At 59.0% G+C, this 22,330-nt stretch carries 18 protein-coding genes; 11 read left to right on the top strand and 7 right to left on the bottom strand.

Features of this window, described 5'->3' with window-relative positions; translation table 11 throughout:
• Window positions 1-27 precede the first annotated feature (27 nt).
• On the top strand, window positions 28-615 hold the full coding sequence (locus tag ACR3E0_RS11580) for a shikimate kinase (protein ID WP_480478937.1): 588 nt from the start codon (window positions 28-30) through the stop codon (window positions 613-615).
• Window positions 616-1,728 (top strand): 3-dehydroquinate synthase, encoded by a 1,113-nt coding sequence (gene aroB / locus ACR3E0_RS11575; RefSeq protein ID WP_480478935.1) that lies wholly within the window; start codon window positions 616-618, stop codon window positions 1,726-1,728.
• A gap of 12 nt (window positions 1,729-1,740) precedes the next feature.
• Here the strand turns inward: aroB and ACR3E0_RS11570 are convergent, their stop codons facing one another.
• A complete protein-coding gene (locus ACR3E0_RS11570) occupies window positions 1,741-2,811 on the bottom strand; it encodes a site-2 protease family protein (RefSeq protein ID WP_480478933.1) in 1,071 nt (356 codons plus the stop codon).
• Window positions 2,812-2,829: 18 nt separating this feature from the next.
• Window positions 2,830-3,321, bottom strand: a complete 492-nt coding sequence (gene ssb / locus ACR3E0_RS11565) for a single-stranded DNA-binding protein (protein WP_480478932.1) — start codon at window positions 3,319-3,321, stop codon at window positions 2,830-2,832.
• A gap of 205 nt (window positions 3,322-3,526) precedes the next feature.
• Between ssb and ACR3E0_RS11560 the strand changes: the two genes are divergently transcribed.
• Complete coding sequence (locus ACR3E0_RS11560; RefSeq protein ID WP_480478931.1) at window positions 3,527-4,105, top strand: lytic transglycosylase domain-containing protein; 579 nt, start codon at window positions 3,527-3,529, stop codon at window positions 4,103-4,105.
• 107 nt (window positions 4,106-4,212) lie between these two features.
• Here the strand turns inward: ACR3E0_RS11560 and ACR3E0_RS11555 are convergent, their stop codons facing one another.
• The 5 genes from ACR3E0_RS11555 to miaA form a co-directional block, all read right to left on the bottom strand.
• Entirely contained in the window at window positions 4,213-6,300 is a 2,088-nt protein-coding gene (locus ACR3E0_RS11555; protein WP_480478930.1) for a dipeptide ABC transporter ATP-binding protein, read from the bottom strand.
• A gap of 93 nt (window positions 6,301-6,393) precedes the next feature.
• Window positions 6,394-7,857, bottom strand: a complete 1,464-nt coding sequence (locus ACR3E0_RS11550; protein WP_480478929.1) for an ABC transporter permease — start codon at window positions 7,855-7,857, stop codon at window positions 6,394-6,396.
• Window positions 7,858-7,869: 12 nt separating this feature from the next.
• Entirely contained in the window at window positions 7,870-8,916 is a 1,047-nt protein-coding gene (locus ACR3E0_RS11545) for an ABC transporter permease (protein ID WP_480478927.1), read from the bottom strand.
• Window positions 8,917-9,037: 121 nt separating this feature from the next.
• Window positions 9,038-10,708, bottom strand: a complete 1,671-nt coding sequence (locus ACR3E0_RS11540; RefSeq protein WP_480478925.1) for an ABC transporter substrate-binding protein — start codon at window positions 10,706-10,708, stop codon at window positions 9,038-9,040.
• Window positions 10,709-11,057: 349 nt separating this feature from the next.
• Window positions 11,058-11,951: a tRNA (adenosine(37)-N6)-dimethylallyltransferase MiaA gene (gene miaA, locus ACR3E0_RS11535; RefSeq protein ID WP_480478924.1), complete on the bottom strand. Its 894-nt coding sequence runs from the start codon at window positions 11,949-11,951 to the stop codon at window positions 11,058-11,060.
• Between the two features lie 97 nt (window positions 11,952-12,048).
• On the opposite strand from miaA, the gene pyrH reads away from it, so the two are divergent.
• From pyrH to ACR3E0_RS11495, 8 genes are all read left to right on the top strand, one after another.
• Complete coding sequence (gene pyrH, locus ACR3E0_RS11530) at window positions 12,049-12,801, top strand: UMP kinase (protein WP_480478923.1); 753 nt, start codon at window positions 12,049-12,051, stop codon at window positions 12,799-12,801.
• Between the two features lie 260 nt (window positions 12,802-13,061).
• Complete coding sequence (locus ACR3E0_RS11525; protein ID WP_480478922.1) at window positions 13,062-14,288, top strand: aminotransferase class V-fold PLP-dependent enzyme; 1,227 nt, start codon at window positions 13,062-13,064, stop codon at window positions 14,286-14,288.
• 48 nt (window positions 14,289-14,336) lie between these two features.
• On the top strand, window positions 14,337-15,761 hold the full coding sequence (locus ACR3E0_RS11520) for a cryptochrome/photolyase family protein (RefSeq protein ID WP_480478920.1): 1,425 nt from the start codon (window positions 14,337-14,339) through the stop codon (window positions 15,759-15,761).
• A gap of 69 nt (window positions 15,762-15,830) precedes the next feature.
• Window positions 15,831-17,039, top strand: a complete 1,209-nt coding sequence (locus ACR3E0_RS11515) for a class I SAM-dependent methyltransferase (RefSeq protein WP_480478918.1) — start codon at window positions 15,831-15,833, stop codon at window positions 17,037-17,039.
• Between the two features lie 16 nt (window positions 17,040-17,055).
• Complete coding sequence (locus ACR3E0_RS11510) at window positions 17,056-17,496, top strand: TrgA family protein (RefSeq protein WP_480478917.1); 441 nt, start codon at window positions 17,056-17,058, stop codon at window positions 17,494-17,496.
• A gap of 30 nt (window positions 17,497-17,526) precedes the next feature.
• On the top strand, window positions 17,527-18,642 hold the full coding sequence (locus ACR3E0_RS11505) for an NUDIX domain-containing protein (RefSeq protein WP_480478915.1): 1,116 nt from the start codon (window positions 17,527-17,529) through the stop codon (window positions 18,640-18,642).
• Between the two features lie 68 nt (window positions 18,643-18,710).
• Window positions 18,711-19,745: a cysteine synthase A gene (locus ACR3E0_RS11500; protein ID WP_480478913.1), complete on the top strand. Its 1,035-nt coding sequence runs from the start codon at window positions 18,711-18,713 to the stop codon at window positions 19,743-19,745.
• On the top strand, window positions 19,745-22,180 hold the full coding sequence (locus tag ACR3E0_RS11495; RefSeq protein WP_480478911.1) for a DUF3772 domain-containing protein: 2,436 nt from the start codon (window positions 19,745-19,747) through the stop codon (window positions 22,178-22,180). Before ACR3E0_RS11500 ends, ACR3E0_RS11495 begins: the two co-directional genes overlap by 1 nt.
• The last annotated feature ends 150 nt before the right edge of the window (window positions 22,181-22,330 follow it).

The raw sequence follows: 22,330 nt of genomic DNA, 5'->3' as shown, positions 1-22,330 counted from the left end.
TTGCAAGATCACGTCATTCACGGTGAAATGAGCGAAATTAAGCATAATACGCGGGATGCGGACACCGGGCAGCGCTTTGATCTGCACAAAACGGTGGTGCTTGTAGGCATGATGGGAGCAGGAAAGACGGCCGTCGGGCGTGCTCTGGCCGCGCGGTTGGGGGTCGCGTTCCTCGACAGCGACGCCGAGATCGAATCAGCGGCCAATATGACCATTCCCGAGATATTTGAACGCGATGGTGAGGCGTTTTTTCGCGCCAAGGAAAGTCAGGTGATAGGACGGCTGCTGGATGAGAAAAAAGGCATTCTGTCGACAGGCGGCGGCGCGTTTCTGTCGCAGGAAAACCGGCGGATGATCTCGCAGCGCGGGGCGTCCGTCTGGCTGCGGGCCAGCCTTGATGTTTTGTGGAACCGCGTGCGCCACAAGGACACGCGACCCTTGCTTCGCACCGCTGATCCACATGCGACCTTGCGGGCCTTGTACGAGGCGCGTGTACCGCTCTATTCCGAGGCTGATCTGATCGTGGACTCGGACGGAGAAACCGCTATCGACAACATGGTGGACCGGGTCGTCACCGTTTTGCTGACCCGCAAGGATGTTTTGGAACAGAATTAGATGCATCAGACCGTACATGTAGACCTTGGCGACCGCTCGTATGATGTCGAGATCGGCCCGGACCTGCTGGCCCAGTCCGGTGCGCGCATTGCGCCCCTGCTTCATCGTCCAAAAGTGGCGGTTCTGACGGATGAAAACGTGGCGTCCCTGCATCTCGATGGGTTGCGCGACGGGTTGGGAAAAGCTGGAATAGAAATGACGGCCCTGGCTTTGCCGGCCGGCGAGGCCACCAAGAGTTGGCCGCAGTTCGAGCGCGCCGTCGAATGGCTGCTGGCCGAGAAAATAGAACGCCGGGACGTCGTTGTGGCCTTGGGCGGCGGTGTGATCGGTGATCTGGCCGGTTTCGCGGCAGCGGTTCTTCGGCGCGGCGTGCGGTTTGTGCAAATCCCGACGTCGCTTTTGGCACAGGTGGACAGTTCGGTGGGCGGCAAGACCGGGATCAACGCGCCGCAGGGCAAGAACCTGATCGGTGCGTTTCATCAGCCCTCGCTGGTGCTGGCGGACACATCTGTTCTGGGAACGATGACACAGCGGGATTTTCTGTCCGGCTACGGCGAGGTGGTGAAATACGGTCTTCTGGGCGATGCCGGGTTCTTTGAATGGCTGGAGACGAACGGCCCTGATGTTTCCGCCGGTGACATGGCCGCGCGTGTGCACGCCGTAACGCGGTCCGTCCAGATGAAGGCCGACATCGTTGCGCGGGACGAGACCGAGCAGGGCGACCGCGCGCTGTTGAATCTCGGTCACACCTTTTGTCATGCGCTTGAGGCGGCGACCGGGTACTCCGACCGGTTGTTGCACGGAGAGGGTGTCGCAATCGGCTGTGCACTGGCCTTCGAGCTGTCGTCGCGGCTGGGTCTGTGTTCGCAGGAAGATCCCAGCCGGGTTCGGGCACATCTGCGCGCGATGGGCATGAAAACCGATCTGGCCGATATTCCGGGAGAATTGCCTGGTGCCGAGGCTCTGGTCGATCTGATGGCGCAGGACAAGAAAGTTGTGGATGGACAGTTGCGGTTCATTCTGGCGCGTGGGATCGGGCAGGCTTTTGGCACGTCGGACGTGCCGCGCGACGCGGTGCTTTCCGTGCTGGAAGAGGCGCTCGCAACAGCTTGACAGAACAGGATTTCAGCGCCCGCGGATCACCATCAGTTCGCCGACGTTTTCAAGTGTGATGTAACCCATCATATGACCGGACCGGCTGAGAACGGCAATGGCCGGGGCCCCTTTGTGCAGCCCGTCCAGAACCGTTTCGAGACCAGCCGTCAACCCGACCTGCGGTATGTCGGAAACCATGATCGACGTGGCTTTGTCGGACCGTGGATGGTCGCCCGCCAAGGCCGTGAACAGACGGTCCCGGGTCACGAATCCCAACAAGGTCCCATCGTCATTCACCACCGGGAATTCGTGCTGTGTCGTATGAATGACGGCTTGCGCCGCTGTGCCGAGCGTATCGTCAGGCGACAGGGCGCGAAACTCTGTGATCATGGCGTCACGGGCCAGAACGCTGCGGGCGACGGATCGCAGGGCAACATCCTGGCTTTCCGCATTGGCCGCGATGAAGACAAAGACGGCGATCAGCACGAGAATGGGGTTGCCTGTGCTCAGACCCAGAAATCCAAACCCGACCGCCACGATCTGGCCGCCCACGGCCGCCACGCGGGTGGCTTTGACGCGGTCCATCCTGAGGCACAGTAACGCCCGGAACACGCGGCCGCCATCCATCGGGAAGGCGGGGATCATGTTAAACACCGCGAGCAGCAGATTGACATACGCCAAACGGTTCAGCAGGCCGACATTGGCCGAGTCAATCTGGGTGATCGCCTCATAAGGCATACCGGCGCCGAACGTGATCAAAACAAGCCAGATGACGATGTTGACCGCCGGTCCCGCCAGCGCCACCCAGACCTCCTGCATCGGTTTTTCCGGCATCCGCTCCAACCGGGCCAATCCTCCGATTGGTAACAGGGTGATGTCAGGTGTCTTGATGCCATAGCGCCGGGCCATAAGGGCGTGGCCGAATTCATGTGCTACGACGCAGGCAAAAAGCGCCAGAACAAAAACAAGGTTCTCAACCGCTGCCGGCCAGCCGCCACTGGAATAGGCCGCGAAGCCAACCCAGGCCAGAAGCAGAAAAAACGTGACATGCACCCTCAGTTCGGAACCGAGCAATCGGCCGAGAGAGAAGGACCATGTCATGATGTGCCTCCGTTGTGCTTAGAACGGAATTTCGTCGTCGTCGATTCCGCCAGATGCAGGGGCCGGTGCGCTGGACGGTCCGCCATACGGATCGCCATAGCCGCCACCGGCCTGACCGCCGCCATAGCCACCCGACTGGCCGCCGCCGCCGTCACCTCCGCGGCTGTCCAACAGGGTCAGTTCGCCACGATAGGGGCGCAGGACAACCTCGGTCGAGTATCTGTCCTGCCCCGACTGATCCTGCCACTTTCGGGTTTCCAACTGACCCTCGATATACACCTTGCTGCCTTTGCGCAGATACTGCTCGGCAATGCGGGCCAGCGGTTCCGAGAAAATCGCGACCGAGTGCCATTCGGTGCGCTCGCGGCGTTCACCGGTGTTGCGGTCTTTCCAGGTTTCCGACGTGGCAATGCGCAGATTGCAGACCTTGCCGCCGTTCTGGAACGACCGGACCTCGGGATCGCGGCCGAGATTGCCGACTATTATAACCTTGTTGACTGAACCGGCCATGTCTTTCCCCGTGTTATTCTGACTTGAGTGCACCGAATCTGGCGCTGCGTATCAGTGCGACCCTATACGGCCTGCGTCATGGTTAAAACACAGTTGATGTCCACAACACTCGGCAAGAAATCTTTCGACCGTCTTTACCAAGCTTTCATTTTTGACTGGAATACCTATACTCCGACTGATTTCTGAACGAGCGGGACAGGCGTTGATGCGTTCTCTGGTTGTTGGTTTTTCTTTGCTGTGCGTTGCGTTGGTTTCAGGTCCGGCGCAGGCTGACACGCTTTCCACCAAAAGCCGGATGGATATTTTCCTTAAGCAAGCCAAGGTCTTGGATTCGCGCGCGGCGACCCAATACCGTGATTCAGAGCGCCTGAAGCCGAAAACTCAGCAGGGTCAGTTCAGTAAACGCTATACCGGTAATTATCGCGGTCAGTATCTGGCCATGGCGCGTCAGGCGGCGCGTCTGCACAGTGTGCCTGAGGAGCTGTTTCTGAGGTTGGTCCAGCAGGAAAGCGGCTGGAACCCGCATGCAAAGTCGCACAAGGGGGCGTTGGGGCTGGCGCAGCTTATGCCGCAGACCGCAAGGCAGTTGGGCGTGAACCCGCATGACCCGCAGCAGAACCTCGAAGGTGGTGCGCGCTACCTGTCCTGGCAATACCGCAAGTTCAAGTCCTGGCGTCTGGCTCTGGCAGCCTACAATGCCGGCCCCCAGGCTGTCGAAAGACATGGCGGTGTTCCGCCTTACAAAGAGACGCAGAACTACGTGAAAGTCATCTGGGGCGGTTGACGTTCTCGCCGCTCACGACAGCGGTACAGGCACAGTTCCCGCAAACAAAAATCATCGCGAAGAAATGAAAAGACCGGTCAGGGACCGGCCTTTTTTGGTTGTCACGGTCATTCGGCGGCAATTTTGATGACCGGTTCCATCCTTGCCAATATGTCTGTGGCCAGATGACACTTGACCTGGTGACCGTCGGCAAGCGTCTGCACCGGCGGCACATCGGATTCGCACCGACCGTCCGGCACCTCGGATTTCCAACGGCAGCGCGTCTGGAACGGACAGCCCGGTGGCGGGCTCATCGCCGACGGGATGTCACCTTCCAGCACGATATGCTGCTTCTCAACAGACGTGTCGGCAATCGGCACCGCGCTCAGCAACGCCTCGGTATAGGGATGATAGGGGGGCGAGAACACCTGATCGGTTGTCCCCAACTCCACCACATGGCCCAGATACATCACCATCACCCGATCGCTGAGATAGCGCACGATCGACAGGTCGTGACTGATGAACAATAGCGTCGTCTTGTGTTCGCGCTGAATCTCCATCAGCAGGTCGGTCACCGCCGCCTGCACCGACACATCAAGGGCCGAGACGGGTTCATCCGCCACTACGATCCTGGCGTCTCCGGCAAAGGCCCGGGCGATCCCGACGCGCTGTTTTTGCCCACCTGACAATTGCCGTGGCATGCGATCCGCAAAGGCGCGCGGCAGTTTGACCAGATCCAGCAGTTCCAGCATGCGTTTCTTGCGGTCGGCTTCCGAATTGCCAACACCAAAGATCTCAAGCGCGCGAATGATCTGACGCCCAACGGTCATCGATGGGTTCAGCGTGTCAAAGGGGTTCTGGAACACCATCTGAACCTCGCCGACTGTCTTGGCGTCCCGGTCCTCGATGGGCACATCTTCGATATTGCGATTGTCCAGAAGGATTTGACCGTCTGTCGCAGTTTCCAAGCCCATCAGAACCTTCGCAAAGGTCGACTTGCCGCACCCCGATTCCCCAACAATGGCCAGAGTTTCAGATTCGTGAGCCTCGAAACTTAAGGTTTCATTGGCCTTGACCACCTTCTTCTCGCCGCCGCCAAACAGGGCATTGGCAGCCACTTCGTAGTATTTCTTGAGGTTGTCCATTTTCAGGACGGTGCGCCCGATCTCACCTTTTTCCTTCTGTTCTCCGACGGTGATGGGCGCATTCCAGTCGATTTCCTTGAACTTCAAACAGCGCGTGTGATGCCGGTCATTGCCGGGAACAGCCTCCATCAGGATATTCTGGGCGTCACAGCGGCCTTCCTCAAAGTAATCGCAGCGCGGACCGAAGTTGCACCCCGGGGGCCGTTCGTGGGGCAGGGGAAAGTTGCCCGGAATGGCCACCAGCGGCCGTGCGTTTTTGTCCGCCCCCGGCAGCGGGATCGAGCGGAACAGCGCTTGCGTGTAAGGGTGCTGCATCTCGTCAAAGACGTCGTGGATCGATCCACGTTCCACCGCCTCACCGGAATACATCACGCAGAGCCGGTCGCAAGTTTCCAGAACCAGTCCCAGATTGTGGGAAATGAACAGCATCGAGGTGCCGTATTTCTTGCCCAGATCCTTGACCAGTTCGACGACGGCTGCTTCGACCGTCACATCCAGCGCCGTGGTCGGTTCATCGAGGATCAACAGGGACGGTTTCGACATCAGCGCCATGGCGATGACGATGCGCTGCTGCTGGCCGCCGGACAATTGGTGCGGGAAACTGTTCAGCATCCGTTCGGGGTCGGGCAGGCGGACGTCAGTGACGACCTCCAGGGCCCGGGCATAGGCTTCTTCCTGGCCCACGCCTTCGTGGATCATCGGCACTTCCATCAGCTGTTTGCCGATCTTCATGGCCGGGTTCAGCGAGGCCATGGGCTCCTGATAAATCATCGCGATTTCATTGCCGCGAATATCGCGCAGCTCATCGGCGGTCATTTCGCTGAGGTCACGGCCCTTGAACTTGATGGTCCCGCCAACAATGCGTCCGTTTTTGCCCAGATCCTGCATGACGCCCAGCGCCACAGTGGACTTTCCGCACCCGGATTCACCCACAAGACCAACGGCTTCACCGGGTTGAACGCTGACCGAAAAATCCATCACGGCGGGGATTTCCCGCAGGCGGGTGAAGAATGAAATCGACAGTTTGTCGATCTCCAGAATAGGCCCGTCATAATCCGCCAGTTTGTTCATCTTGTTTACTCCTCGCGAGAGTCCGGGGGATCCCCTTCATCTGGCTAAAAATACCTCGGGGGTCCGGGGGCAGAGCCCCCGGCCTTGATCACATCAGTCCTTCAGGCTTTCCTCACGCAGACCGTCCGCCAGCAGGTTCAGGCCCAGAACCAGCGACAACAGGGCCAAGGCAGGTGGAAGGGCAGGGTGCAGGTAGATCGACAAAAGCTTGCGCCCTTCGTTGATCGTCGAACCCCAGTCCGGGCTTTCCGGTGGCAGGCCCAGTCCGAAGAAACCCAAGGTGCCCAACAGGATCGTGGTGTAGCCAATCCGCAGACAGAAATCGACGATCAGCGGCCCCCGCGCATTGGGCAGGATTTCCCACAGCATGATGTACCACGGCCCTTCGCCACGCGTTTGGGCGGCGGCCACATAGTCGCGGGTCTTGATGTCCAGCGCCAGGCCGCGCACGATCCGGAACACCGTGGGGGAGTTCACGAAGACCACCGAAACAAAGACCACCAGAATGCCTCCGGGGATATCGAACAGATCCAGATAGGTCGGCAGACCCCAGATCCGGTAGGTCTCGGTGTTCACGATATATCCACCTGTTGAGATCAGCGACAGGTACAGCCAGATCGCGACGCCCAGCACACCGATCAGCAACGGCGTGCGGAAGTTCGGACGGGTATAATAGCGCGAGTTCAGCAGAACTCCGATGAAGGCGATGGGAAAGACAAACAGCACCGCCGCCATGTAGTTCGGCACACCTGTTGCAACGATTTCCGGTGTCACCAGAAGGTAGAACAGCAGGATCACGGGGAAGGCCAGGATCAGGTTGGCGAGGAATGACAGGAACGTGTCGAGACGACCCCCATAGTATCCGGCGGGCAGACCCAGGGTGATCCCAACCATAAAGGCAAACATGGTGGCCAGCGGTGCAATCTGCACGACGATCCAGGCGCCTTTGACCATACGGCTGAAGACGTCCCGGGCCAGGTTGTCGCCACCCAGCAGGTACCACGCGTATTCCCCGTCCTGCAGATTTGGTACGGGTGTGCCGGGTACCTTGTTCTTCATACCCGAGACCTGCGCCAACGGATCATGGGTCACGATCAGATCGAGTGCGCCAAAGACACCGGTGAACACCCAGAACATCACCAAACCAAACCCGATCATGCCAATCGGGCTGTCAAAAAGCTTGCCGTACAGACCCAGCTTGCGTTTGAAGGCGATGGACATTGCATAGACGATGATCAGCGAGACCCAAACCGGCAGAAATTGCTGAGAGATCGCGCCGATGATGCCTGCGCCTGTCCCCATCAGCACGCCGAGCACGATATAGGCCACCACAAGGGCCACGCTTGCCAAAAAGCTGTAGCGGAGCGCCGCTTGGATGAGGTTCCTGGTACTCGAAGTCGAGCTCAAGGTGCCATCCGGGTTCACGGTCATCTGGTCTTCGGGCAATACGATGCTCGCCAACATCCAGACCACGACCGACAGGACCATCAGGCTCAGTGCAATTGCCAGCAGAGGGTTGAGAAAGGCGATAGAGCCGGTCCAGCTAAGAGGTTCCATGATCTATCTCCCTTACGAAATGCGGATGCGCGGGTTGAGGTAGACATAGCCGATATCCGATATCAGCTGGGTCACCAGCACCACAAAGACCGACACGACCGAAATCGCCAGCAGCAGCTGGATGTCGTTGTTGCCCGCAGCCTGAACCAGCGCCCAGCCAAAGCCCTTGTAGTTGAACAGGGTCTCGACGATCACCACGCCGTTCAGCAGCCATGGGAACTGCAGCATGATGACGGTGAAAGGCGCGATCAGCGCGTTGCGCAGCGCGTGTTTCATGACGATGTTGGGGAAGGACACCCCCTTCAGACGGGCCGTCCGGATATACTGCGCGGTCATAACCTCGGTCATCGAGGCACGGGTCATACGTGCGATATAGCCCATGCCATACAGCGCGATGGTCAGAACCGGCAGGAAAAAGTTCTCAAAGGTCGGGTTCTCCATCGCCTGCGTCGCCGTCCCTTTGAACCATTTCAGGCCCACGGCGGACGACGTGAAAATGGCAATGAAAATCACGCCCGAGACGTATTCGGGGGTCGCAGTTGTCGTAATGGCAAAGGTGGACAGTGTACGATCGGTGGCCGATCCCTCTTTCATACCCGCGAGTATCCCGAGGATCAGCGCCGAGGGGACCATCAGCAGCATCACCCAGAGCATCAGCCGCCCGGTCAGAGCGAGCCGGTTGCCGACAACGGTCGAAACCTCTTCCTTGAATACGGTCGAGTATCCCCAGTACCCCTGCAGGATGCCGCAGAAATTGGGGGACTCTTCGGCCGTTTTGCCGGGCAGAATGCATCTGCCCTGAACAGTGCCGTCGTCGTTGGTGTGCCGGTACGAGGGCAGGACACCCAGCCACTCTCCGTATTTCACGGGCGTCGGCTGGAGGTATCCGCCTTTCTCTAGGAAACTGGCGACTTGTTCATCCGACATCCGGAAGTTGCCCTGCGTTTTCGCAAGCTTTTCGAGGTTCGGATACAGGTTGGTCAGAAAAAATACCAGGAATGTCAGGCACAAGGCCGTCACAAGCATGATGCCGACACGCCTTAATATGAAGAGTCCCATGTTAGCCCCTGTTGGTAGGCCAGCGTGAATACGGTTGTTCCCCACGCCTCGCTGTTTTTATGGTCGCCGCGTTCAGGACGAAAGGGCCACGCCAGAACGGCGCGGCCCATTATTTGTCAGGTCAGGAAACGAGACCGAACTTGTAAAGCTGCGGCAGATCCGCAATGTGCTTTTCAACGCCCACCATATTGTCGCGATGGTGACGCATGGCGGTTCGCCAATACGGTTGTATGGTCACGCCCTCATCGATCATGATGCCCTGTAGCTTGGCCATCACTTCACGGCGCTGGTCAACATCCGCGATGGAGTTGGCCTCAGCCAGAAGCGCGTCGAACTCTTCATTGGCAAAACCGCTTTCGTTCCAGGCAACGCCCGATTTATAGGCCAATGCCAGCACCTGCGTCCCCAACGGACGATGGTTCCAGTTGGTCGACGAAAACGCGTATTTCGTCCAGTCGTTCCAGAAGGTCGACCCCGGCAGAACGGTGTGTGTCGCCTGAATGCCGGCATCGTTCAACTGTGCCACAACCGCAGCCGTGGTGTTCCGGCGCCAGTCATCGTCGATCGACTGCACTTCATGCACAAAGTCGCCCATGCCCGCCTCATCCATCAGGGCCTTTGCCCCGGCAGGATCATAAGGAATACGGGTCACGGCCGAGTCAAACTCGGGATGCATCGGGCCGACATGGCAGTTGTCGGCAGGAATACCATATCCCGACATGCCAAGTTCCAGGCAGACTTCGTTGTCGACGGCCATGGCCAAAGCCTGCCGCACGCGTTTGTCGCCGTAGATTTTGTTGCCATCGGAGTCTTCGGCCAACTGGTTCGGACGGATGACGATGGTGAATCCGGACGGAATTTCCGAACGGACCAGACCGATCCCGTCAAAGATATCGACGAACTCGCCGACCGACTCCCAGTTCATGTCGATCTCTTCGGCCTCATAGGCCGCAAGGAATGCCGCAGGGTCGGTGCCGTAGTCGATGAACTCGATCCGGTCGATATAGCCGCCCTTGCCAGCCGCATACCCCCACCACTCGTGGTCTTCGTTGCGCACAAGCACGCCCTTGACGCCCACTTCGTGGCTCTCGGGCAGCATGAAGCCCGTGCCAACCGGGTTTGCCAGCATGTTGTTGGGGTCGTGGCTGCTGTGCACGATGGCCGCCGGATAGTCTGCCATGCCCGGAATGATCGTTATGTCGGGGGCGTTACACTTCAGCTTGACGGTATGATCGTCCACAACGGTAATCGCACCATCTGCAGCTTTCTGAGTGCCTTCGTCGATCAGCGACGCCATGCGCGACGCCATCGAGTTCCCTTCGACCGCCGTGTCGCACCACATCTCGATGTTGCGGGCCACATCTGCCGCCGTGAAATCGTCGCCATTGTTCCACTTCACGCCCTTGCGGACATTCAGCGTATGTTCGGTCGCGTCGTCATTAGTTTCCCAGCTTTCCAGCAACATCGGCTTGAATGAGCCATCATTGTTGTACTCAACGAGATATTCGAGCCAGCCGGCGGTGAAGGTGGCGATCTGAGTCCAGTCATAAGTGCGCGGGTCTTTGAGCGCACGGACTTCCATCTGGTATCGAATTGTGCCGCCGCGCTCGGGCTCCGCAGCCGCTGTGGGCGATTGCAGACCGATCAGGCCGTAAGCTGCGGGTGCCGCAATCCCCAACGCCGTTGCGCGTGCCAGAAACTCCCGGCGGCTCAGTTTACCATCGCGATACTCCTGGGCATGCATTTCAGCCGCCCAGTGAACCGATGCTCCGGTTGTTGCGTGATCTGTCATAAAAAGTCTCTCCCTGTGACAAGGTATCTTTTTGAAGTGATTATCAGAGCTACCCGGCACAACCGGTGCCGAAAGGTAGGTTGATGGGTTTTCTTTTCTGGATACTCACAATCCCCATGGCGGCATTCCGCACGAGAATCCGGGTGAGGTCAATGTTCGAAATCGTCATTCAGGGTACAAAAACGACATCTTCCCGTCAGCCAACGATCTTAAATCCGGTCGGATGGCTGTCGTTTTCAGGTTGAATGGTTGCACGCTCCCGACGAGCGCGGCAGTCGTTTGCCTCTGTGTTCGTATTTTGTCGTTCTTTTCTGCTGGCCTTTGGACCCAAACAGGTATTTGCGACGTATCATTTTGAGAAGTCGACTTGATTCCAGTTCTTCATCCGCGCCCGAAACCACGTGCGCTGGCGTTTGGCGAACTGCCGCGTGGAGATCGTCGCCCGGTCCCGGGCCTGATCAAGCGTCATACGGCCGTCCAGATAGGCCATCAATTCCGGCACACCGATGGCTTTGAAGGCTGGCAGCGACGGGTCATACCGCTCGCGCATCGTCGCAACCTCGTCCAGCGCGCCGGAATCCAGCATCAGGTCAAAGCGGCGGGTGATCCTGTCCAGCAACCATTTCTTGTCGACATCAAAGACAATGGGGACGCACTGGTTCAGCGCGAGGGCAGGGGGCGGTGTTTCTGCCTGCCACGCCGCCAGGCTGCGTCCGGTGGCCTGCTGAACCTCCCAAGCGCGCTGAACCCGGGCACGGTTGTTTGTGTCGATACGCCCTAAAGTTTGGGCATCGATGCCGTGCATCAGCTCCGTCAGCGACATGTGATCCGCCGTGGACCGGACCGGAGACGGGGTTGCCGGAATATCGGCCATCCCCTCGGTCAGCGCAGAAAAGTAGAGGCCGGTGCCACCCACGATGATCGGGCGCTGATCGCCTCTCAACACAGGAACAACCTCGCGCAGCCAGTGACCGGTGGAATAGTCCTGATCATACGCCACATGTCCGTAGAGCAGATGTGGCGCGCGGTTTTCGTCTTCGACCGAGGGACGGGCCGAGATCACGCGCCAGCACTCATACACCTGGCTGGCATCGGCGTTCACAACCACGCCGCCAAAGGTCTCAGCGATCCGCAGTGCAAGTTCTGATTTGCCCGAGGCGGTTGGCCCGGCAATCAGCACCGGTTTGCCGTCTGGTATGGCGGGCAATCTGCTCCAGACCTGTGCTGCGGAGGGGTCGGTCATCGGGGGTTAAATCGTTCCTTACCATCCGCATTGAACCTGCGGAGCTTTTGCTTCATTTTGCGCCGGAAAATAAACCCGTGCCAGCCCGGAGCGCAATATGAGCCTTTCCCCATCCACCGACACCGCTGAAGCCCCCAAACCAAAGTACAAACGCGTTATGTTGAAGATTTCGGGCGAGGCGCTGATGGGAGATCAGGGATTCGGTCTGCACCCGCCAACCGTTCAGCGCATCGCCGAGGAGGTGAAGTCGGTTCACGACCTTGGGGTTGAGATCTGCATGGTGATCGGCGGCGGCAACATATTCCGCGGGCTCAGCGGCTCGGCGCAGGGGATGGAGCGGACCACGGCGGACTACATGGGCATGCTGGCCACCGTGATGAACGCGCTGGGGATGCAATCCGCGCTGGAGGAGGTTGGTGTCTTTACCCGGGTGATCTCGGCCATTCGCATGGATGAGGTCTGCGAACCCTACATCCGCCGCCGTGCTGTCCGGCACCTGGAAAAGAAACGGGTCTGCATATTTGCCGCCGGGACGGGCAACCCGTACTTCACGACGGATACGGCGGCGACCCTGCGTGCCAACGAGATGGCCTGCGAGGCGATATTCATGGGCAAAAACGGCGTCGACGGGGTTTATGACAAGGATCCCAAGACCCATGCGGATGCCGTGCGGTACGACACCGTGTCCTATGACGATGTTCTTGCCAAACGTCTGCGGGTTATGGACGCATCGGCCATCGCGCTTGCCCGCGACAACAATCTTCCCCTGATCGTATTCGGTTTGGATGAACCCGGCGGGTTTCGCGGCATCCTCTCGGGTGAGGGAACGTACACCAAGGTTCAGGGCTGATCGAAGCTTTCCTCAGGCTGAACAAAACCGCTCCGGATGGTGCGGTTTCCTTGCGCGCGGAGTGCTTGACGCCGGCGGTATCTGTCGGCAACGTGGCGCCGTTCCGGTGAATTCACAATCAGTTCACGGAACTGCCGGAGGGTCATGCAAAGGACCCTGACTGCGGCGAGGCTGGAAGACCTGCCATGATTTCTGAGATGTCCGGAAACATGCGCGGGCCTCTCTTTGGAATGTGCAGCATGACTGAGGAGTGAGATGCGATGAGCACTCTGGACATCGATTTCGTTCGGGCACAGTTCCCGGCCTTTTCCGAACCCGGCCTGCAGGGACAGGCCTTTTTTGAAAACGCAGGCGGGTCTTACACGTGCAAACCCGTCATCGACCGGCTGATGCGGTTTTACACCCAGCGCAAGGTTCAGCCCTACGGACCTTATGATGCCAGCCGGTTGGCGGGCGAAGAGATGGACGAGGCGCGGATGCGGATGGCCGCCATCCTCGGTGTGGATACGGATGAGTTGAGCTTTGGGCCGTCGACCACGCAAAACACCTATGTTTTGGCACAGGCGTTTCGACAGTGGATGAAGCCGGGCGAGGCCATCGTCGTCACCAATCAGGATCACGAGGCCAATTCCGGACCGTGGCGGCGGCTATCCGAGGCAGGGATCGAGATACGGGAATGGCAGATCGACCCGGACACGGGGTCTCTCTCGCCGCAGGACCTAGAAAACATCTTGGACGACAAGGTGCGGCTGGTTTGTTTTCCGCATTGCTCGAACGTGATCGGCGAGATCAACCCGGTGACCGAGATCACCGCGATTGCGCATGCGGCAGGTGCCTTTGTCTGTGTGGATGGCGTGTCTTATGCCCCGCACGGGTTTCCAAATGTTGGGGATCTGGGCCCCGACATCTACCTGTTTTCGTCCTACAAGACCTATGGACCCCACCAGGGCTGCATGGTTGTGCGTCGCACTCTGGCAGAGCTGCTGCCCAACCAAGCGCACTATTTCAACGGCGACATCTTGTACAAACGCTTCACGCCCGCCGGGCCGGACCACGCACAGATCGCGGCAAGTGCGGGGATGGCGGATTATGTGGACCTGCTGTGTGCGCATCATGGCGGACCGTCGTCGGGCGCAGCCGAGCAGGGCGCCTATGTGCATGACCTGATGCGGGCGCATGAGGTGGCGCTGCTGCAACCCGTGCTGGACGCGGTCAAGGATCGGAACGCGGTACGCCTGATTGGCACGTCTGACGCCGAGCGGCGGGCACCGACGGTTGCGCTGGCGTTGAACCGCGTGGCGGAACCGGTGGCGGCAGAGTTGGCGCAGCATGGTGTGATGGCGGGAGGCGGCGACTTTTACGCCGTGCGACCCTTGCAGGCCATGGGCGTGGACACGACCCGGGGCGTGCTGCGTGTCAGCTTTACGCACTATACCTCGGAACAGGAAGTTGATCAGCTTTTAAAGGCACTTGATCGCGTTTTGTGATCCGGTGTCTGCTCTGTTTCGTATTCCGAGAAAAACAACAGGGCAAAGATGGCGCAGGCGCAATCTCCGGTTATTTTGTGGTTCCGACGGGATTTGCGCCTGTCGGACCATCCTGCGCTGAGGGCGGCGATTGAAACCGGTCGTCCGATCATTCCCGTGTTTGTCTGTGACGATCTGGTTGAAGTGCTGGGTGCAGCGCCCAAGTGGCGCCTGGGTTTGGGGCTGGAGGTGTTTTCGCAATCCCTGACCCGGATTGGCAGTCAACTGATCCTGCGTCGGGGCGACGCCCTAACGCAGTTGCAGCGCCTGGTGGCCGAAACCGGGGCGGGGGCGGTCTTCTGGTCCCGCGCGTATGACCCTGAGGCGATCGCACGGGATACCCGGATCAAGGCGGCGTTGACCGCGCAAGGTGTTCGAGCCAAGTCCTTCGCCGGGCATTTGCTGTTTGAGCCCTGGACCGTCGCAACAAAAGCCGGGCAGCCGTTTCGCGTTTTCACCCCGATGTGGCGGGCGGTGCAAGGCCTTGAGGTGCCACCCCCGAACGCGCCGCCGGACCGGCTTGCGGCACCGGCACATTGGCCGCCGTCCGATGCTCTGTCCGACTGGGGACTGGCTGATGCCATGCAACGCGGCAGGGACATCGTGCGCCCCTGTGTTCGGCCCGGTGAACAGGCGGCGCAGGATCGGCTGGGCACATTTCTGGACCATATCAGCGACTATTCCGGTGACAGGGACCGGCTGGACCGGGACGGTACATCGAACCTGTCGGAATACCTGTCGCTCGGCGAGATCGGGCCGCGCGACATCTGGCACCGGGTGCAGCGCGCGGCTTTGACGGGTGTTCCGGGGACCGAGGCATATCTGCGCCAGCTTGTCTGGCGCGAATTTGCCTACCATCTGATGTATCACAGCCCACATATTCTGACCGGCAATTGGAAACCGGAATGGGATGGCTTTCCATGGAACACGAACCCGGATCATCCGCACATGATCGCTTGGCGTCAGGCCAGAACCGGTATTCCGGTGGTTGATGCCGGGCTTCGGCAGATGTATGTGACCGGTCGCATGCATAACCGTGCCCGGATGATCGTGGCAAGTTATCTGACCAAGCATCTGATGACACACTGGAAACTCGGGATGGCCTGGTTTGAGGACTGCCTGATCGACTGGGACCCGGCCGCCAATGCCATGGGTTGGCAATGGGTTGCAGGGTCCGGTCCGGACGCGTCGCCCTTCTTTCGGATCTTCAACCCGAATACCCAGCAGGAGCGGTTCGATCCGGAGGCAGCCTTTGTACGTCGTTGGATTGCCGAAGGATACTCCAGCCCAAGCCAAACAGCCTTGTCCTATTTTGACGCCGTGCCCCGGTCTTGGGGGGTGCGGCCTGACGCAGAATACCCGTCGCCTGTGGTCGAATTATCCGAGGGTCGCAGTCGGGCTTTGGCGGCGTATGGGCGCAGAAAAAACCAGTAAGGAACTGAAAACTTGCCAGAAACAAAATCGCGGCCTAGCCTGCACAAACCACCGCAGAGGGGAGAGCGGATGATCCTGACGACGACCGATGGGCAAAAAAACCTGCCCAGATACTTTACGCAGGTCTTCAAGATGTTGGGCAGAATGGAGTCCGGGCGGCTGGACATTGTGCTGCCGGATGGCCGCACATTTCGTACCGAAGGGGCCAAGCCGGGTCCGGTTGCACAGGTCAATATTCATGATCCCGACGTATTTGCCCGGCTGATCCGCGAAGGAGAGCTTGGGTTTTCCGATGCCTATCTCGAAGGCCATTGGAGCACGCCCGATCTGCGGTCTTTCATGGATCTGGTGCATCTGGGCACCGAGACCGTCTATGACGGGTTCACCGGAAAGTTTCTGGTGCAGGCGTACGAGCGTCTTCGGTTCTGGCTGCATCGAAACAACCGGACACAGGCGAAAAAGAACATCTCGTACCATTACGATCTGGGCAACGATTTCTACGCGCTCTGGCTGGACGACACGATGACCTATTCCAGCGCCCTGTTCGAAAGCGGGCAGGAGAGTCTGGAAAAGGCGCAGACTGCCAAATATGCCAGTCTGGTGGACGAGATGGGGGCCAAACCCGGTGATCATGTACTTGAGATCGGATGCGGCTGGGGCGGGTTCGCCGAATATGCCGCCAAGGAACGCGGGTTGCGTGTGACCGGTTTGACTATCAGTAAGGAACAGTTGAAGTATGCTCAGCAGCGCATTGATAATGCGGGCCTTTCCGATCTGGTAAACTTCAAGTTGCAGGACTATCGGGATGAGCGGGGCCAATATGACGGCATCGCGTCCATCGAGATGTTCGAAGCTGTTGGCCAGAAATATTGGCCGGTGTATTTCGAAACGGTTCGGGACCGCCTGAAACCCGGTGCACAGGCGACGTTACAGATCATCACCGTGGGCGATCACAGGTGGGATTTCTACAAGAATGGTGTTGATTTCATTCAGAAATACATCTTTCCCGGCGGCATGCTGCCGTCTCCGAGTGTGCTGCGGCAACAGATTGAGCAGGCCGGTCTGGATCTGGTGCGGTCCAAGGAGTTTGGCAAAAGCTATGACCTGACGCTGCGGCGCTGGTACGAAACGTTCAATGCCAAGTGGGATCAGGTCTCGGACATGGGGTTTGATGAGCGTTTTCGCCGCATGTGGAATTATTATTTGACCGCATGTGGCGCGGCCTTTGACACGGGCAATTGCGATGTGACACAGATCACCATAGCAAAGCCCAGTTAAGGAACGGAAATCGGAAATGCCCAGTGCCTCGCGTCTCGTTGCCGCTGTTTGTCTGATGGTCGTCGCCTTTCTGGTCTCGAGCATGATCATCGACAACGGTGAAGAGGGCAAGGATTACGGCTATTTCACCTATGTCAACGTGGCTCTGGGCTGGGTTTGCGGTTGGTGGATCATGGGCAAACGCGCTGGTCGCGGCTGGACAGCAGGTGTCAACAACGGACTGACCGGTGTTGCGTCTCTGGTGTTCTGGGCCCTGTTTGTTCAGGGCTGTTACGAGATGTTTCGCCTTGCAATGCGCCATCGCTATGACGGTCCATTCGAAGCATTGCTGGCCATCTTCAAAATCGGTGTCGACTACGGGCAGCTATTGCTGGTTCCAGAGATCCTGATCACATTGGGGGTCGGAGCGGTCCTCGCCGGCCTCTTGACCGAAGAAGCAAGCCGTCGCTGGCGTTGATCCCAAGAAACCAACGCAAGAGAACGCCACGTGTCTGATCTGTTCCTTTATGGCACTCTAAGGCATCTTCCCCTGCTGGAATGCGTGCTGGATCGCGCCGAGCCGGCGTTGGACACAGCGTCTGCGGTGCTTTTGGACCACGCGGTCCACGCCGTTCAGGGTGAGGCCTTTCCCATGATCCTCCGGCAACCAGGCGCGCAGGCCGAGGGCATCCTTGTGCGCGGGCTTACGACTGTGGATCTTCAGAGGCTGGCTTTCTACGAAGGTGGGTTCGACTATGATCTCGCACCCGTGACCGTAAGGCTGGACGATGGGTCGGACGCATCGGCGCAGGTCTTTTTCCCTGCACCCGGCGCCTGGCAGCCGGGGCCGCTCTGGTCGCTGCAGGGCTGGGTTGACGCTCTGGGCGAGGTCACCGTTCTGGCCGCCGAAGAAGAGATGGCGTATTTCGGCAGGATCGAGGCGCGCGCAATGGCCAGTCGTATGCCGCCGATGCAAACCCGGGCCTGGGCCAAGTTGTTTGCGCGCAAGCGCAGATCAGGCGATCCCCGGGATACCGCCACAGACGTCATCGTGCACAATCACACCCGGGCCTACGTAAACTACTTTGGCATGGAAGAGATCGACCTGCAGCACCGTCAACATGACGGGTCGATGGGGCCTGTGTTGAACCGCAGCGGGTTGTTGCAGGGCAGCGCGGTGGTTGTTCTGCCCTACGACCCGGTCCGGGACACGGTCCTGCTGGTGGAACAGTTCCGACCCGTGGTCTTTCTGATCGAAGATCCTGAACCCTGGATGTGGGAGCCGATCGCCGGAATGATCGACCCCGGCGAAACGCCCGAACAGGCCGCGTATCGCGAGGCGATGGAAGAGGCGCATGTCACCCTCGACAGCCTTGAATATGCGGGCGGGGCCTATTCATCGAGCGGATCGTCCACTGAGTTCATCTATCTCTATGTCGGGTTGGCGGACCTGACGGACACCACGATCAACGGCGGTCTGGCCACCGAGGGCGAAGATATCCGCAGCCAGATTCTGCCGTTCGAAGAGTTCATGGATCGCGTGGATGGCCACGTTTTCAAGGATTTGCCGCTGTTGTCGCTGGCCCATTGGCTGGCCCGCAACCGGGGCCGTTTGCGCGGGTGACTAACGCGCTTGTGGTCGAGGCAGTGCGCCTGTAAATCTTCCATGATACCAAATGACAAGAGGGTGCCATGCGCATTGCACGAGACCTCGCTGACGCAGTCGGCAAAACACCGTTGATCCGGCTGCGCCGCATCAGTGACGAGACCGGGTGCGAAATCCTCGGAAAAGCCGAGTTCATGAACCCGGGCCAGTCCGTAAAGGACCGCGCAGCACTCTATATCATTCGCGACGCCATCGCGCGGGGCGAGTTGAAACCCGGCGGCACCATTGTCGAAGGGACAGCAGGCAACACCGGTATCGGCCTGGCGCTGGTTGGCGCCTCGATGGGGTTCAAGACCGTGATCGTCATCCCGGAAACGCAATCGGAAGAAAAAAAAGACATGCTGCGTCTGGCGGGTGCCCAGCTTGTTCAGGTTCCGGCAGCGCCGTATCGCAACCCCAACAACTTCGTTCATTATTCCCGCCGTCTGGCGGAGGAACTGGCGCGCAGCGAGCCCAATGGCGCCATCTGGGCCAACCAGTTCGACAATGTGGCAAACCGTCAGGCGCATGTGGAAACCACCGGCCCCGAAATCTGGGAACAGACCGACGGCAAGGTGGACGGGTTCATCTGCGCGGTGGGATCGGGCGGCACTTTGGCCGGCGTGGCCGACGCGCTACAGCCCAAAGGCGTCAAGATCGGTCTGGTCGATCCGATGGGCGCGGGGCTGTATTCCTACTATACAACCGGTGAGATCGCGATGGAGGGCAGCTCCATTGCAGAAGGCATTGGTCAGGTCCGGATCACCAAGAATCTTGAGGGGTTCACGCCGGATTACTCCTACCAGATGACGGACAATGAGGCGTTGCCTTACATCTTCAATCTGCTGCGCGAAGAAGGTCTGGTCATGGGCGGGTCCACCGCGATCAACATGGCCGGTGCGGTGCGTCTGGCCAAGGATCTGGGGCCGGGCCACACCATCGTGACTATTCTGTGCGATTATGGCACCCGCTATCAGTCCAAACTGTTCAATCCAGAGTTTCTGCGCGAAAAAGAACTGCCAGTGCCCGACTGGATGACGGAAGCCCCGCGCAGCATTCCCGGCGTCTTCGAGGACGTGTGATGCTGCGGCAGGTCCGCCTGTTCCTTGTTCTTGTCACCCTGTGCCTGATCGGTTTCAGCGGCGCCGCAGAGGCGCAGCTGTCGGATCGGCAAAGCGAATACTACCTGGGCTGGATCAGAACGGCGGACCGGGCCGAGGCGGTGATCGACACGAACCGCGCGTCGAATGCTGCAATGGAGAATTTGCGCTCGGAAATAAATGGTTATCGCGAAGACTTTAATCAAGCGCGCGGTGCCAATACGGAACGGATCCAAACCCTGGAAAGCCAGCTGACGGCCCTTGGTCCAAAGCCCGAAGGTGATGTCCCAGAACCGGAAGACATCGCCGCGCTGCGCGAGCATCTTGAAAATCAGCTCAACAGTCTGAGGGTTCCGCGGATCATATCCGAAGAAGCCTTTAGCCGCGCCAATGGGTTGATCAGCGAGATCGACCAGATTCTCCGCGACCGCCAGAAAAAAGAGCTGCTGGAAAAAGGGCCGTCGCCGATCAATCCGATTTACTGGGCTCCGGCCTGGGTGGATGTGAAAGAGGCCGTCCGCAGTCTCGTCAATGAAACGATCAAGAACATGCGGACGGATGTCGTGCGCGAGCAGGTGACGGATCGCGGGTTGGGTATTTTCGTATTGCTGGTGTTGTCCGCCGTTCTGCTGATCTTTGGCAAATACTGGTCAGAAAAGGGCGGAGAGTATCTGCGCAGGTTCGGTGGTTCGGGTGCAGGCGCGTGGACCTTTGTGATTTCGCTGCTTCGGATCATTTTGCCATGGATCGGCGTCGTGGCTGCCGTAGCTGCAATTGACCTGACAGATGTGCTCGGGCTGCGCGGGACATTGCTGCTGGATGAGGTTCCCTATTGGGCGGCGATCATTCTCTTTTATGACTGGATCGGCCGGCAGATTTATCTGATGAGCGCCGCGAACGATTTCAAACGCATTTCCCCGGCTCGGATCACGGAACTTCGCATCTATATCGATCTTCTGGCTGTCATGCTGATCCTGCACGAACTCGCGCTGCTGTTCGAGCAGATCGAGAACATCTCGGATGCGACGCGGGCTGTGGTCAATTTTCCGGTTATTGTGGTGACCGCGCTCTTGTTGCTGCGGGTCCGGCACATTCGCACCAACGACATGCAACAGGACGGGTCCGATCAGGCCACCACCGTGCGCGCCGCCGGGTTTTCCCAAGTCGTCGAGTTTCTGCGCCGTGCCGTGTTTCTGTTAGGTATCACGACACCTCTGCTGGCGGTTTTTGGCTATATCAACGCCGCCGAAGCCATTGTGTTCCCGGCCGTCAAAACACTGGTCCTGATCGCCGCGCTGGTCATTTTCCAGCGCTTTATCAGCCAGGTTTATGGCTGGATCACCGGGCAGGGCGATGCAGCGCGGGATTCTCTGTTCGCGGTGTTGGTAGGTTTTGCCCTTTCGATCCTGGCGCTGCCCATCCTGGCGATTTACTGGGGCGCGCGCGAAGCGGACTTGCTGGAAGTCTGGTCGCGGCTTCTGCAGGGGTTCGATGTCGGCGGGATTACGGTCTCACCCAGCAATTTCCTGACCTTTGTTGCCGTGTTTGTGATCGGTTACGCGCTGACGCGGTTGTTGCAAAGCGGGCTTAGAAACTCGCTGCTGCCCAAGACCAGCATTGATCCTGGCGGGCAAAACGCCATTGTGGCCGGTTCGGGATATGTCGGCATCTTCCTTGCGGCCCTGGTTGCGATCATGGTCGCAGGGTTCGACCTGTCGTCACTTGCCATTGTCGCCGGTGCCCTGTCTGTCGGGATTGGCTTTGGCCTGCAAACCATCGTGTCGAACTTTGTGTCAGGCATCATCCTGTTGGTCGAGCGCCCGATTTCCAAAGGGGACTGGATCGATGTGAACGGGATGATGGGCTATGTCCGGGACATTTCGGTGCGGTCCACCAGAATCGAAACCTTTGACCGGACGGATGTGATTGTCCCCAACTCGGACCTGATCAGCGGCGTTGTAACAAACTACACGCGCGGCAACACGATCGGCCGCGTGATTGTGCCTGTTGGCGTGGCCTATGGCACCGACACCAGCAAGGTCGAGTCCATTCTGGGTGAAATCGCCAATGGCCATCCAATGGTATTGGCGAACCCTGCGCCCAGCGTGGTGTTCCAGGGGTTCGGCGCGGATTCACTGGATTTCGAGATCCGCGCGATCCTGCGGGACGTAAACTGGGTTCTGTCGGTGAAATCCGATATGAACCACCAGATCAACCGGCGCTTTGCCGAAGAGGGTATCGAGATTCCCTTTGCCCAGCGGGACCTGTGGCTGCGCAATCCCGAAGTTCTGCATACGCCTCAGCCTGCGTCACCGGATGCGTCTGATGCAGCGAAAGTGTCAGAAAAAAGCGCATCGTCAAGGCCTGCCACTTTGACTGAAAAAGATCTGGATGCGGACGGTGGCGACGAAGTCTGATCCATCCGTCGCAGGATTTCTTGACGATATCTGCAACTGAAAAACTCCGATCTGTTTCGTGGGTTTGGTTGGTGCTCCGATTTGGTGACGGCCGGTTGAAATCCCTGCATTGAGGCCTTGCAAATCCGGTTGTGTTGGTCCAAGTATCGC

The organism is Ruegeria sp. AJ12 (assembly GCF_056536245.1).
This window is presented reverse-complemented; position numbering and strand designations above follow the sequence as displayed.

Coding starts and splice junctions, on each gene's coding strand:
- ACR3E0_RS11580 (WP_480478937.1), top strand. CDS start 28: ATGAGCGAAATTAAGCATAATACGCGGGATGCGGACACCGGGCAGCGC.
- aroB (WP_480478935.1), top strand. CDS start 616: ATGCATCAGACCGTACATGTAGACCTTGGCGACCGCTCGTATGATGTC.
- ACR3E0_RS11570 (WP_480478933.1), bottom strand. CDS start 2,811: ATGACATGGTCCTTCTCTCTCGGCCGATTGCTCGGTTCCGAACTGAGG.
- ssb (WP_480478932.1), bottom strand. CDS start 3,321: ATGGCCGGTTCAGTCAACAAGGTTATAATAGTCGGCAATCTCGGCCGC.
- ACR3E0_RS11560 (WP_480478931.1), top strand. CDS start 3,527: ATGCGTTCTCTGGTTGTTGGTTTTTCTTTGCTGTGCGTTGCGTTGGTT.
- ACR3E0_RS11555 (WP_480478930.1), bottom strand. CDS start 6,300: ATGAACAAACTGGCGGATTATGACGGGCCTATTCTGGAGATCGACAAA.
- ACR3E0_RS11550 (WP_480478929.1), bottom strand. CDS start 7,857: ATGGAACCTCTTAGCTGGACCGGCTCTATCGCCTTTCTCAACCCTCTG.
- ACR3E0_RS11545 (WP_480478927.1), bottom strand. CDS start 8,916: ATGGGACTCTTCATATTAAGGCGTGTCGGCATCATGCTTGTGACGGCC.
- ACR3E0_RS11540 (WP_480478925.1), bottom strand. CDS start 10,708: ATGACAGATCACGCAACAACCGGAGCATCGGTTCACTGGGCGGCTGAA.
- miaA (WP_480478924.1), bottom strand. CDS start 11,951: ATGACCGACCCCTCCGCAGCACAGGTCTGGAGCAGATTGCCCGCCATA.
- pyrH (WP_480478923.1), top strand. CDS start 12,049: ATGAGCCTTTCCCCATCCACCGACACCGCTGAAGCCCCCAAACCAAAG.
- ACR3E0_RS11525 (WP_480478922.1), top strand. CDS start 13,062: ATGAGCACTCTGGACATCGATTTCGTTCGGGCACAGTTCCCGGCCTTT.
- ACR3E0_RS11520 (WP_480478920.1), top strand. CDS start 14,337: ATGGCGCAGGCGCAATCTCCGGTTATTTTGTGGTTCCGACGGGATTTG.
- ACR3E0_RS11515 (WP_480478918.1), top strand. CDS start 15,831: ATGATCCTGACGACGACCGATGGGCAAAAAAACCTGCCCAGATACTTT.
- ACR3E0_RS11510 (WP_480478917.1), top strand. CDS start 17,056: ATGCCCAGTGCCTCGCGTCTCGTTGCCGCTGTTTGTCTGATGGTCGTC.
- ACR3E0_RS11500 (WP_480478913.1), top strand. CDS start 18,711: ATGCGCATTGCACGAGACCTCGCTGACGCAGTCGGCAAAACACCGTTG.
- ACR3E0_RS11495 (WP_480478911.1), top strand. CDS start 19,745: ATGCTGCGGCAGGTCCGCCTGTTCCTTGTTCTTGTCACCCTGTGCCTG.